The 12,504-nt window shown below is 74.2% G+C and carries 11 protein-coding genes; 7 read left to right on the forward strand and 4 right to left on the reverse strand.

Features of this window, described 5'->3' with window-relative positions; translation table 11 throughout:
- The 3 genes from ACFSJS_RS26790 to thpD all read left to right on the forward strand — a co-directional run.
- Nucleotides 1-422: aminotransferase class III-fold pyridoxal phosphate-dependent enzyme (locus ACFSJS_RS26790; RefSeq protein ID WP_380904878.1), on the forward strand; the 422-nt coding region annotated here is incomplete at its 5' end.
- A 130-nt stretch (nucleotides 423-552) separates the two neighbouring features.
- Nucleotides 553-957 carry an ectoine synthase gene (locus ACFSJS_RS26795; protein ID WP_380904880.1) on the forward strand — a complete coding sequence of 135 codons (405 nt, stop codon included), beginning with the start codon at nucleotides 553-555 and terminating at the stop codon, nucleotides 955-957.
- A gap of 145 nt (nucleotides 958-1,102) precedes the next feature.
- Nucleotides 1,103-2,002, forward strand: a complete 900-nt coding sequence (gene thpD / locus ACFSJS_RS26800) for an ectoine hydroxylase (RefSeq protein ID WP_380904882.1) — start codon at nucleotides 1,103-1,105, stop codon at nucleotides 2,000-2,002.
- Between the two features lie 121 nt (nucleotides 2,003-2,123).
- Here the strand turns inward: thpD and ACFSJS_RS26805 are convergent, their stop codons facing one another.
- Nucleotides 2,124-3,245, reverse strand: coding sequence for a glycoside hydrolase family 53 protein (locus ACFSJS_RS26805; protein ID WP_380904884.1), 1,122 nt, complete (start codon nucleotides 3,243-3,245; stop codon nucleotides 2,124-2,126).
- Between the two features lie 125 nt (nucleotides 3,246-3,370).
- Complete coding sequence (locus ACFSJS_RS26810) at nucleotides 3,371-5,377, reverse strand: beta-galactosidase (protein WP_380904886.1); 2,007 nt, start codon at nucleotides 5,375-5,377, stop codon at nucleotides 3,371-3,373.
- 154 nt (nucleotides 5,378-5,531) lie between these two features.
- Between ACFSJS_RS26810 and ACFSJS_RS26815 the strand changes: the two genes are divergently transcribed.
- The 4 genes from ACFSJS_RS26815 to ACFSJS_RS26830 all read left to right on the forward strand — a co-directional run bounded on the left by ACFSJS_RS26815 (nucleotide 5,532) and on the right by ACFSJS_RS26830 (nucleotide 9,771).
- Nucleotides 5,532-6,824, forward strand: coding sequence for an ABC transporter substrate-binding protein (locus tag ACFSJS_RS26815; protein WP_380904888.1), 1,293 nt, complete (start codon nucleotides 5,532-5,534; stop codon nucleotides 6,822-6,824).
- Between the two features lie 125 nt (nucleotides 6,825-6,949).
- Complete coding sequence (locus ACFSJS_RS26820) at nucleotides 6,950-7,819, forward strand: carbohydrate ABC transporter permease (protein WP_380904966.1); 870 nt, start codon at nucleotides 6,950-6,952, stop codon at nucleotides 7,817-7,819.
- Nucleotides 7,816-8,679, forward strand: coding sequence for a carbohydrate ABC transporter permease (locus ACFSJS_RS26825; RefSeq protein WP_380904890.1), 864 nt, complete (start codon nucleotides 7,816-7,818; stop codon nucleotides 8,677-8,679). Before ACFSJS_RS26820 ends, ACFSJS_RS26825 begins: the two co-directional genes overlap by 4 nt.
- Nucleotides 8,680-8,736: 57 nt before the next feature.
- Nucleotides 8,737-9,771 carry a LacI family DNA-binding transcriptional regulator gene (locus ACFSJS_RS26830; RefSeq protein WP_380904892.1) on the forward strand — a complete coding sequence of 345 codons (1,035 nt, stop codon included), beginning with the start codon at nucleotides 8,737-8,739 and terminating at the stop codon, nucleotides 9,769-9,771.
- 35 nt (nucleotides 9,772-9,806) lie between these two features.
- On the opposite strand, the gene ACFSJS_RS26835 is transcribed toward ACFSJS_RS26830, so the two are convergent.
- Both ACFSJS_RS26835 and ACFSJS_RS26840 read right to left on the reverse strand, forming a co-directional pair.
- Nucleotides 9,807-10,874, reverse strand: a complete 1,068-nt coding sequence (locus tag ACFSJS_RS26835; protein WP_380904894.1) for an aminotransferase class V-fold PLP-dependent enzyme — start codon at nucleotides 10,872-10,874, stop codon at nucleotides 9,807-9,809.
- 104 nt (nucleotides 10,875-10,978) lie between these two features.
- Complete coding sequence (locus ACFSJS_RS26840; RefSeq protein ID WP_380904968.1) at nucleotides 10,979-12,496, reverse strand: aldehyde dehydrogenase (NADP(+)); 1,518 nt, start codon at nucleotides 12,494-12,496, stop codon at nucleotides 10,979-10,981.
- Nucleotides 12,497-12,504 lie beyond the last annotated feature (8 nt).

A 12,504-nucleotide genomic window follows, 5' to 3' on the forward strand; every position in this document is an offset into this window, starting at 1 on the left:
CCCTGTTCCGCCCCGAGCTGGACATCTGGGAGCCGGGCGAGCACAACGGCACCTTCCGCGGCAACAACCCGGCCTTCATCACCGCCACCGCCGCGCTGGATACGTACTGGACCGACGGGCAGATGGAGAAGCAGACCCTGTCCCGCGGCGAGCAGGTGGAGTCCGCCCTGCGCGCCATCGCCGCCGAGCACCGTGAGGAGGTGGCCGACGTCCGCGGCCGCGGGCTGGTGTGGGGCATGGAGTTCCACGACAAGTCCCGCGCCGGCGCCGTCGCCTCCCGCGCCTTCGAGCTCGGACTGCTCATCGAGACCTCCGGCCCCGAGAGCGAGGTCGTCAAGCTGCTGCCCGCACTGACGATCTCGCCCGAGGAGCTGGACGAGGGCCTGCGCATCCTGGCCCGCGCGGTCCGCGAGACCGCCTGAGGCGGCCCCTCCCCGGGGCCCGGACCGCCCGGCGGCGGGCGGTCCGGGCCCCGGGAGCCGCCGGCACCACCCGAACGGCCTATCCCGGTCCCCCGGGACGGGCCTCCGACGGAAAGGCACCGAAAGCACCGTGATCGTGCGATCCCTGCAGGAAATCGAGGACACCGACCGAGACGTGCGGTCGGCGTCCGGGACCTGGCGCAGCAAGCGCCTGATCCTGGCGAAGGAGCGTGTGGGCTTCTCGCTGCACGAGACCGTCCTGTACGCCGGTACGGAGACCTCGATGTGGTACGCCAACCACGTGGAGGCCGTCCTGTGCGTGGAGGGCGAGGCCGAACTCACCAACGACGAGACCGGTGAGAAGCACTGGATCACCCCCGGCACCATGTACTTGCTGGACGGCCACGAGAAGCACACACTTCGTCCTAAGACGGACTTCCGTTGCGTCTGCGTCTTCAACCCGCCGGTCACCGGCCGGGAGGACCACGACGAGAACGGTGTCTACCCGCTGCTCACCGAACCCGACGAGGCCTGACACCTACGCACACAGGGTGAGCCCGACCCGACCCTCCCGCGGGCACCGCTTGGCGGAGCCGTCGTCACAGGTCCCGCAGAGCGACCCGCGCGACACAGGTCGCAGCAATCGACAGGGCCGTACGAGAGGAGAGGAAGGCAACACCATGACCACCGCACCCGAGCGCACCACCGACCTTTACCCGACGCGGGGCGCCACCGAGGTGATCACCCCGCGTCAGGACCCGGTGGTGTGGTCCGAGCCCGGAGCGCCGGGGCCGATCGAGGCCGCCGACCTCCAGGCTTACGAGCGGGACGGTTTCCTGGCGATCGACCGGCTCATCGGCCCCGACGAGGTCGAGGTCTACTCCCGGGAGCTGGAGCGGCTGATCTCGGACCCGGCGATCCGCGCCGACGAGCGCTCGATCGTCGAGCCCAGGACGCAGGAGATCCGCTCCGTCTTCGAGGTACACAAGATCAGCCAGGTCTTCGCCGACCTGGTGCGGGACCCGCGTGTGGTGGGCCGCGCACGGCAGATCCTCGGTTCCGACGTCTACGTCCACCAGAGCCGGATCAACGTCAAGCCGGGCTTCGGGGCCACGGGGTTCTACTGGCACTCCGACTTCGAGACCTGGCACGCCGAGGACGGTCTGCCGAACATGCGGACGGTGTCCGTGTCGATCGCGCTGACCGAGAACTACGCCACCAACGGCGGCCTGATGATCATGCCGGGATCGCACAAGACGTTCCTGGGATGCGCGGGGGCCACGCCGAAGGACAACTACAAGAAGTCGCTGCAGATGCAGGACGCCGGCACGCCCTCGAACGAGGCGCTGACGGAGCTGGCGAGCGAGTACGGCATCCGGCTGTTCACCGGCAAGCCCGGCTCGGCGACCTGGTTCGACTGCAACTGCATGCACGGTTCCGGGGACAACATCACCCCGTACCCGCGGAGCAACGTCTTCATCGTCTTCAACAGCGTGGAGAACGCCGCGGTGGAACCGTTCGCCGCCCCCGTGCGGCGCCCGGAGTTCATCGGCGCCCGGGACTTCACCCCGGTGAGGTGAGGCGCGCCGAGCGGGCCAGGCGGCGTGCCCCGTGCCCGGCGGACCGCCGGGCACGGGGCACGGGCGGGCGGAGGGGCAGGGCCGCGGTGCGGCCCTGCCCCTCCGCCCGTCTCCCGCGGGATCAGCCCCGGCCCAGTGCCTCCAGGGCCGGCAGGGCGCGGCCGTCGTAGTCGAACAGCGCCTGGTTCTCCCAGCCGTTGCCGGAGGCCGGGTCGGCCGGGTCCCAGCCGTTGCCGGGCACGGCCGTCCAGGCCGGCTCCCAGTAGAACAGCCCCAGGCCGCGCCCGCCGGGGACGGCGGCCACGGCGGCCGCCGCGTCGCGCACCCAGGCCGCCTGCCCGTCCGGGGTCGCGGGGTAGCCGGGGACGAGCTCCGAGGGCAGGTCGACGATGTTCTCCAGGAAGTCCGCGCTGTCCAGCCGGAAGGGGTAGGCGGTCTCGGCGACGACGACGTCCCTGCGGTAGCGGGCGGAGACGTCGTCCAGGTTGGCCCGGAGGTCGGCGAGGGGTCCGTGCCAGTAGCCGTAGAACGACAGGGCGATGACGTCGAAGGGCACACCGTGTGCCACGGCGTTGTCGAACCACCAGCGGGTCTCGGCGTTGCGCCCGCCCTCGGCCAGGTGGAGGGCGACGCGGACGCCCGGCGAGGCGGCACAGGCGGCCTCGGCCCCGGCGGTGAGCAGGGCCGCGAGCCGGGGCCAGTCGTCGGTGGAGCCGTCGGGCCAGAGCATGCCGGCGTTGGTCTCGTTGCCGATCTGCACCATGGCGGCCGGGGTGCCCTGGGCGCGCAGCGCCCCCAGGACGCCGGCGGTGTGGTCCCGCACGGCCCGCTCCAGGGCGGCTCCGTGGAGGTTCTCCCAGGCGGCGGGCTTGTACTGCTTGCCCGGGTCGGCCCAGGTGTCGGAGTAGTGGAAGTCCACCAGGAGCCTCATCCCGGCCCGGTGCATGCGCCGGGCGGTGCGCAGGACGTGCGGCGTGGTGTTGTAGCCGTCGGCCGGGTCCACCCACACCTTCAGGCGGCCCCAGTTCACCCCGGCCCCGGCCAGGATGCGGACGGGATCGTCCTGCCGCCCGTCGGCGCGGCGGTAGGTGCCGCCGAGGTCCTCGCTCTTGGCCAGGCAGGACAGGTCGGCGCCGCGGATGCGGAGCCTGGGCGCCGCGGCGGCCGCGCCGGGGACGGCGGCGGCCAGGGCGGGGGCGGCGAGGGCTGCCGCCCCCAGTCTCAGGGCGGTGCGTCTGCGCATGTCGTCTCCCTCTCGTGCGGTCGTCGGGCACTGCGGTCGTGCTCCGGTGGTTTTCGGCCCGGGCGCTCCCCGCCTCCCCCGGCGGCCGTGCGGCGCCCGGGTCCGGTGGGCCGCCCGCGGGCGGTTCAGTCCTCCAGGCGGACCACGCGGACGCCGCCCGCGGGCACCGCCAGGTGCCCGGTCACCCGCTCCCCGCCCGGCAGCTCCACTCCGGTCCCCTCCAGCGGCACCTTGGCGTCGGCACCGGTGTGGTTGAGCGCGAAGAGGTAGGTGCCGCCCGCGCCGGAGCGGCGCACCACCTCCACGTCGCGCGGCAGGTCGCCGCGCGGCGCCAGTCCGGCGTCGTCGCAGGCCGCGGCCAGGACGGCGCCGAGCCCGGCCGCGTCCAGCCGTGCCGAGACGTACCAGGCGGCGCCCCGCCCCAGCCGGTGGCGGGTGACGGCCGGGCCGCCGGCGGCGGGGCCGTCGGCGTAGGACCACACCGTCTCCGCGCCGCGCGGCACCACCGTCTCGGCCCACACGTCCGCCTTCAGCGGCGGGCCGTCCGCGCCGGCGAGCGTCACCGTCTGCCCGCCCCTGAGCGGCTGGAACTCCTCGACCGTCAGCCCCAGGACGTCCCGCAGCGCGCCCGGGTGCGGGCCGGGGTGGACGGCGTCGTGCTCGTCGACAATGCCGGAGAAGCAGGAGACCACCAGGGTGCCGCCGCCCTCGACGTAGGAGCGCAGCCTCTCCCCCGTCTCCCGCGCGGCCAGGTACAGGGCGGGCACCACGACCAACGGGTAGGACGCCAGGCGCGCCGGGTCGGCCCCGGGCGGGAGGAAGTCGGCGGTCAGGTGGCGGTCGAAGAGCGCGGCGTACCAGGCCTCGGCGCGCTCCCGGGCGTCGAGGTCGTCGCTGGGCCGCCACTCCAGCCGCTGCGCCCGCCACGACTGCCAGTCCCACACCATCGCGGCGTCCGCGACGGTGCGGGTGCCGCGGATCTCCTCCAGCGCGCCGATGCGGGCGCCCAGGTCGGTCACCTCGCGCCAGACGCGGCTGTCGGTGCCGGCGTGCGGGACCATCGCCGAGTGGAACTTCTCCGCGCCGAAGCGGGAGGCGCGCCACTGGAAGAACATCGCGCCCTCGGAGCCGCGCGCGACGTGGGCCAGCGAGTTGCGGGCCATCTCGCCGGGGCGCTTGGCGATGCCGCGCCGCTGCCAGTTGACGCCGCTGGTGGAGTGCTCCAGCAGCAGCCACGGCCCGCCGTCGGCGACCGAGCGGGTCAGGTCGGCGGTCATCGAGAGGTTGACGTGGTTGCGCTCCTCCTCGGCCACCAGGTAGTGGTCGTTGGTGACGAGGTCGACCTCGCGGGCCCAGGCCCAGTAGTCGATGGTGTCGCACTGGGCGAGCGAGACCATGAAGTTGGTGGTCACCGGCACGCCCGGGGACAGCTCGTGCAGCAGGTCGCGCTCGCGGCGGAAGTTGGCCAGGGCGCTGTCGTCGGCGAAGCGCGCGTAGTCCAGGCGCTGGGCGGGGTTGCCGACGGTGGGGGTGGCCCTCGGCGGCCGGATCTCCTCCCAGTCGTGGTAGGTCTGCCCCCAGAAGGTGGTCCCCCAGGCCTCGTTGAGGGCGTCCAGGGTGGCGTGGCGCTCGCGCAGCCAGACCCGGAAGGCGGCGGCGCAGGTCTCGCAGTAGCACTCCAGGACGGGGACGCCGTACTCGTTGTGGACGTGCCACATCACCACCGCCGGGTGCCGGCCGTAGCGTTCGCCCAGCGCGCGGGTGATCCGGGCGGCCGCCTCCCGGTAGGCGGGCGAGTTGTGGCAGATCGCGCCGCGCGAGCCGATCTCCCAGCGCACGCCCTCCCGGCTGACGGGCAGGGCCTCGGGGTGAGCGCGGTAGAACCAGGCGGGGGGCGCCACCGTGGGGGTGGCCAGGTCGACGCCGATGCCGTTGTCGTGCAGCAGGCCGATGATCCGGTCGAGCCGGCCGAAGTCGTACTCGCCCTCGCGGGGTTCGAGCATCGCCCAGGAGAAGATCCCGACGCTGACCATGGTCACCCCGGCCTCGCGCATCAGCGCGACGTCCTCGTGCCAGACCTCCTCGGGCCACTGCTCGGGGTTGTAGTCGCCGCCGTAGGCGAGGCGCACCATGCGACCTCCTGGGTCAGATCTGGTTCGGGACTGTGAACGTTCACAGCCGTGCTCGGGCTGTTTCCCTTAGAGAACATCAGGTTCACACCCATTGACAAGAGGCAGTCATGTTTCTCTACTGTGCACGTTCACAGATCCTTGTCAGGGAGGAAACATGAAGCACCGCACCGTCGCGGCGTGCGCCGCGGCCGTTCTGTCGGCCGCGGCGCTGACCGGCTGCGGCTCGTCGCAGGACTCCGGCGGATCCGGCCCGGTCGAACTGACCTACTGGGCCTGGGCGCCCGGCATGGCCGAGGTCGTCGCGCTGTGGAACGAGGAGAACCCCGACGTCCGGGTCACGGTCAAGAAGCAGGCCAGCGGCGACGACCTGGTCACCAAGACCGTCACCGCCGCCAAGGCGGGCAAGGCCCCGGACCTGGTGCAGGCCGAGTACCAGGCGCTGCCCACCCTGGTCAGCAACGACGTCCTCGCCGACATATCCGGTGACGTGGGCGACGCGGAGAAGGAGTTCGCCCCCGGCCTCTGGCAGCAGGTCACCCTCGGCACCGACGCGGTCTACGCCCTGCCCCAGGACTCCGGGCCGATGATGCTCTTCTACCGCCAGGACCTGTTCGAGGAGTACGGCCTGTCCGTCCCCGCCACCTGGGAGGAGTTCGCCGAGACCGCCCGCGCGCTGAAGAAGAAGGCCCCGGACAAGGACCTCACCACCTTCTCCAGCAACGACGCGGGCCTGTTCGCCGGCCTCGCCCAGCAGGCCGGCGCGCGGTGGTGGACGACCGAGGGCCAGACGTGGAAGGTCGCCGTCGACGACGCGGCCACCCGCAGGGTCGCCGAGTTCTGGGGCGGCCTGGTCGAGGAGGGGGCGATCGACAACCAGCCGATGTACACCCCGGCCTGGAACAAGGCCCTCAACGACGGCGAGCAGATCGCCTGGGTCAGCGCGGTGTGGGCTCCGGGCACCCTCACCACCGCCGCCCCCGACACCAAGGGCGCCTGGGCCATGGCGCCGCTCCCCCAGTGGGAGGAGGGCGCGAACGCGACCGGCAGCTGGGGCGGTTCCACCACGGCCGTCACGAACGACTCCGCGCACAAGGAGGCCGCCGCCCGGTTCGCCACCTGGCTCAACACCGACCCCGCGGCGCTGGACGCCCTGGTGCGGGAGAGCGGCATCTACCCCGCCGCCCAGGCCGCCCAGACCGGCGGCGCCCTGGAGGAGGCCCCGGAGTTCATGCCGAACCAGCCCGACTTCTACGCCCGGGCCGCGAAGATCGCCGAGGGCACCGCGCCCGCCGCGTGGGGCCCGAACGTCAACGTCGCCTACTCCGCCTTCAAGGACGCCTTCGGCAAGGCGGCCAAGGAGAGGTCCGGTTTCGGCGCTGCGCTGCGCACTGTGCACGAGGCGACCGTGACGGACCTGGAGAAGCAGGGCTTCGAGGTCTCCGAGTGACGACGGCCGCCCCCGTGACGCGGAAGACGACGCCTGCGGCCCGGCCCGGACAGGCCCCGCCGGCTCCCCGGACGGCGCGGCCGGGACGGCGGGCGCGCACGGCGCGGAGGGCGCCGTACCTCTTCCTGCTGCCCGCCGCCGCCCTGTTCCTGCTGTTCTTCGCCCTCCCCATCGGCTACGCCCTCCACCTCAGCCTCCACCGGGTCGAGGTCCAGGGGCTCGGCCTGGGCAGCGGCGCCCGCCGGGAGGTGTGGGCCGGGCTGTCCAACTACGCCGACGCCCTCACCGACCCCGAGCTGACCGCCGGCGCCCTGCGGGTCCTGGGGTACGGCCTGATCGTCGTGCCGGCCATGCTCGGCCTGGCGCTGGTCTTCGCCCTGATGCTGGACGCCGACCGGGTCCGGGGCCGCTCCTTCGCCCGGCTGGCGATCTTCCTGCCCTACGCCGTCCCCGGCGTGATCGCGGCGCTGCTGTGGGGCTTCCTCTACCTGCCGGACGTCAGCCCCTTCCACTTCGCGCTCGACTCGCTCGGCCTGCCGCAACCGGACCTGTTCGACGGCGGCCCGCTCTACGCGGCGCTCGCCAACATCGCGATCTGGGGCGGCACCGGCTTCAACATGATCGTCATCTACACTTCGCTGCGCGCGGTCCCGGCGGAGGTCTACGAGGCGGCCCGGCTCGACGGCTGCTCGCAGCTGCAGATCGCGCTGCGCATCAAGATCCCGATGGTGGCGCCGTCCCTGGTGCTCACCTTCTTCTTCTCCGTCATCGCCACGCTCCAGGTGTTCAGCGAACCCACCACGCTCAAACCGCTCACCAATACCATCTCCACCACCTGGAGTCCGCTGATGAAGGTCCACCGGGACGCCTTCGCCGAGGGCGACATCCACACGGCCGCCGCCACCGCGGTGGTCATCGCCCTGGTGACGCTCGTGCTGTCCTTCGGCTTCCTGAGGTCGGCCACCTCCCGCGCCGGACAGGAGGCGCCCCGATGACCGCCACCGCGACCGCGGCCGCCCGCCCCCCGCGCCGGACCGCGCTGCTGCCCACCGCCGTGCTGCTCCTGGGCGCCCTCTACTGCCTGCTGCCGGTCGCCTGGGTGCTGATCGCCGCGACCAAGTCCGGCCGCGAGCTGTTCTCCACCTTCACCCTCCTGCCGGGCACCGGCCTCGCCGGCAACCTCGCGGACCTGTCGGCCTACCGCGAGGGCGTCTACTGGCGGTGGATGGCCAACTCCGCCCTCTACGCCGGGGTGGGGGCCCTGCTGTCCACCGCGGTCTCCGCCCTGGCCGGCTACGCCCTGGCCGTCTACCGCTTCCGCGGCCGGGAGGCGGTCTTCAACGTGCTGCTCGCCGGCGTGCTGATGCCCCCGATCATCCTGGCCGTCCCGCAGTACCTGCTGCTGGCCGAGGCGGACCTGGCCGACAGCTACCTCTCGGTGCTGCTGCCGTCGGTCCTCTCCCCGTACGGCATCTACCTGGCCCGCGTCTACGCGAGCGCCGCCGTGCCGGCGGACGTGGTGGAGGCGGGGCGGATGGACGGCTCCGGCGAGTGGCGGATCTTCCGCTCCCTGGCGCTGCCCATGATGCTGCCGGGGCTGGTGACGGTCTTCCTCTTCCAGTTCGTGGCGATCTGGAACAACTTCCTGCTGCCGTACATCATGCTCGGCGACGACGAGAAGTTCCCGATCACCCTGGGCCTGTTCACCCTGCTCCAGCAGGGGTCCAACACCCCCGCCCTCTACACCCTGGTGATCACGGGCGCCCTGCTGGCCGTCGTGCCGCTGATCGCCCTGTTCCTGGTGGTGCAGCGGTTCTGGAGGCTGGATCTGCTCTCCGGCGCCGTAAAGTCCTGACCGGCACGGGCTCTTGGAGGAGAACGGGAATGTGGCGAGCACCGGGAGGGGCACCCCATGGGCGGCGGTGAGCAGCGTCGGCGGCCGCCGACCATCCACGACGTGGCGCGCGAGGCCGGGGTCTCCCGGGGCACGGTCTCGCGGTTCCTCAACGGGGGGCACAACGTCAGCCCGGCCGCGGCCGACGCGGTGCGGGCGGCCATCCGCAGGACGGGGTACGTCGTCAACCGGCACGCCCGCAGCCTGATCACCGGCCGCTCCGGCTCGGTGGCCTTCCTGCTGACCGAGCCCCAGGAGAAGCTCTTCGAGGACCCCAACTTCAACGTGCTGCTGCGGGGCTGCACCCAGGCGCTGGCCGCCCACGACACCCCGCTGCTGCTGATGATCGCCGGCACGCCCGCCGAGCGGCGCCGCGTCATGCGCTACGTCACCGCGGGCCACGTCGACGGCGTGCTGCTGGTCTCCAGCCACACCGGCGACCCGGTGGCCGAGCAGCTGCTGGGGGCGGGCATCCCGGTGGTCGCCAGCGGCAAGCCGATCGGGCGCCAGGGGCGCACGGCCCGGCTGGCGCACGTGGCCGCCGACGACCGGGACGGCGCCCGCGAGATGGTGCGGCACCTGCTGTCCACCGGCCGCCGCAGGATCGCCACGGTCGCCGGCCCGCTGGACACGCCCGGCGGTGTGGAGCGCCTGGCGGGCTGGCGGGAGACGCTGACCGAGGCCGGGCTGCCGGCCGGGGACGACCTGGTCGCCCACGGCGACTACAGCCGCAGCAGCGGGGAGCGGGCCACGGCCGAGCTGCTGGCGCGCACCCCGGACCTGGACGCGGTCTTCGTCGCCTCCGACCTGATGGCCCGGGGGGCGCTGGCCGCGCTGGAGCGGGCGGGGCGCCGGGTGCCGCAGGACGTGGCGGTCGGCGGCTTCGACGACTCCCCCGCCGCCGTCTCCGGCCTTCCGGAGCTGACGACCATACGCCAGCCGTGGGACCGGATCAGCTCCGAGATGGTGCGGGTGCTGCTGGCCCTGATCGGCGGCGAGGAGCCGTCGGCGGTCGTCCTGCCGACCGAGCTGGTGGTCCGCGAGTCGGCCTGACGCGGCCGGCCGGCGGCGCGCCGTCCCGCCCGGCCTCAGGGGCGGGGCAGCGCCGCCAGCAGCCGGTCCGCGTCCGCGACCGTGTTGTACAGGTGGAACGCCGCGCGCAGGTTCCCCGCCCGGACGGCGACCTCCACCCCGGCCTCCTTCAGCCGTCCGGCGGCGTCGCCCAGCCCCGGCACGGCGACGATCGCCGAGTCGCCGGGCACGGGCCGGTGGCCCAGCTCGGCGGCACCGGCGCGGAAGTACCCGGCCAGCGCCCGGTTGCGGGCGCCGATCGCCTCCGGGCCCACCTCCTCCACCAGGGCCAGGGAGCGCTCGGCGCCCAGGTAGGGCAGGAAGGCGGGCGCGGTGTCGAAGCGGCGCGCGGAGCGGGCGAGCTCCTCCACCGTGCCGTAGCAGCTCTCCCAGGGGCGCTCCCCCGCGACCCAGCCGGCCTGCAGCGGCACCAGGCCGCCGCCGTCCTCCGGCACCGTGAGGAAGGAGGTGCCGCGCGGATTCATCAGCCACTTGTAGCCGCCGCACACCGTGTAGTCGAACGCCCCGGCGTCCAGCGGCAGCCAGCCGGCGGCCTGGGTGAGGTCCACCAGGGTGCGGGCCCCCGCCTCGCGGGCGGCCCCGGCGACCGCCTCCAGGTCCGCGATCCGGCCGTCGGCCGACTGCACGGCGCTGACGGCGACCAGCGCGGTGCCGGGGCGGACGGCCCCGGCCAGCTCCGCCAGGGGGACGGTGCGCAGCTTGAGGTCGGCCCGCATCGCGAAGGGGTTGAGCAGGGAGCTGAAGTCCCCCTCGGCGCCCAGCACCTCGGCCCCGGGCGGCAGCCCGCCCGCCACCAGGGAGACCTGCGGGGCGACCGCCGACCCCAGCGCCACCCGCTCGGGCGGCACGCCCACGATCCGGGCGAAGCGGGCCCGCGCCTCCTCGACCACCGCGAACCAGCGGAGGAGATCGCCCCGGCCCTCGGCCGTCTCCCGCACCGCTTCCCCCAGGACGTCGGCGGTGCGGGCCGGCAGCAGGCCGTGCGAGGCGGTGTTGAAGTAGGCAGTCCTGGGCGCGAACTCGTCCTCCGGGTGCCCCGGAAGCCCCGGCAGCGTGATCTCCATGACCCCACTGTGACGCCCCGGATCCGCTCTGTCCACGGCACTCGGCCGACGGGCGCCGCCGCGCCGCCGCGGGGCGGGCCGCGGCGGCGCGGCGGCCGCACCCGTCAGACCTCGCGGCGGCCGTCCACCCGGCGCGGCAGGCCGAGCGGGTTGTCGTCGCGCAGCTCCTCCGGCAGCAGCGCCGGGGGCGTGTCCTGGTAGGTGATCGGGCGCAGCCAGCGCTCGACGGCCGTGGCGCCCACCGAGGTGGAGGTGGAGGTGGTGGCCGGGTAGGGACCGCCGTGGTGCTGGGCGGGGGCGACGGCGACGCCGGTGGGCCAGCCGTTGACCAGGACCCGTCCGGCCAGGGCGGTCAGCTCCTCCAGCAGCCGGGCCGCCGCGCCGTCGCCGCGGTCCGCCTCCCCCTGCCCGAGGTGGAGGGTGGCGGTGAGGTTCCCGGGCAGCGCCGCGAGCACGGCGCCGATCTCGTCGGCGTCGCGGTAGCGGGCGACGACGGTGACCGGGCCGAAGCACTCCTCCAGCAGCAGCCCGTGCGGTCCGCCGGCCGCGAGCCTGGCGGCCGGGACGGTGAGGAAGCCCGCGACCACCGCCTGCTCCTCGCCCTCGGCCGCGACGACCGGTGCCGTCACGTCCTCCAGCTCGGCGCGGGCCCGGACGCCGGCCAGGAACGCCTCGCGCATCCGGGAGTCCAGCAGCGGCCCGCAGGCGGTCTCCCGGAGGGAGGCGGCCAGCGCCTCCAGCAGCCGGTCGCCCGCCTCGTCCCCGGGGGCCAGGACCAGCCCCGGCTTGGTGCAGAACTGGCCGCTGCCCATCGTCAGCGAACCGGCCAGGCCGCCGCCGATCTCCTCCGCGCGCTCCCGCGCCGCCTCCCCGGTGACCACGACCGGGTTGAGGCTGCCCAGCTCGCCGTGGAAGGGGATGGGGTTCGGGCGGGCCGCGGCGGCGTCGAACAGGGCCCGGCCGCCGCGGATGGAGCCGGTGAACCCGGCCGCGGCCACCAGCGGGTGCTTGACCAGCTCCACACCCGCGTCGAAACCGTGCACCACCGACACGACGTCCGCGGGCAGGCCGGCGCGGGCGGCGGCGCGGCGCAGCGCGGCGACGCACAGCTCGGAGGTGGCCGGGTGGTCGGGGTGGGCCTTGACCACGACCGGGCAGCCGGCCGCCAGCGCGCTGGCGGTGTCGCCGCCGGGCACGGAGAAGGCCAGGGGGAAGTTGGAGGCGGCGTAGACGGCCACCACGCCCAGCGGGATCTTGTAGCGGCGCAGATCGGGCCGGGGCGGGGTGAGGGAGGCGTCGGCGTGGTCGATGACGACGTCGAGGAAGCCGCCGTCGGCCACCTCGTCGGCGAAGGCGAGCAGCTGGTAGGTGGTGCGGCCCAGCTCGCCGTTGAGCCGTACCGGCCCCAGGGCCGTCTCGGCGTCCGCGGCCGCCACGATCTCCTCGCGGGCGGCCTCCAGCTCCTCGGCGGCCGCGCGCAGCAGGGCGATCCGCGCCGTGCGGTCGGCCAGGGCGCCGCGCACGGCGTGGGCGGCGCGCACGGCCGCATCGACGTCGGCGGCCGTGGCCTCGACGGCGACCTGCTCACGCTGCTTCCCCGTCCTGGGGTCGACGCTCCACACTGGTACTG

The sequence above is a fragment of the Streptomyces desertarenae genome (genome assembly GCF_042681365.1).
In the GTDB taxonomy this organism is placed as follows: Bacteria; Actinomycetota; Actinomycetes; order Streptomycetales; family Streptomycetaceae; genus Streptomyces; species Streptomyces desertarenae.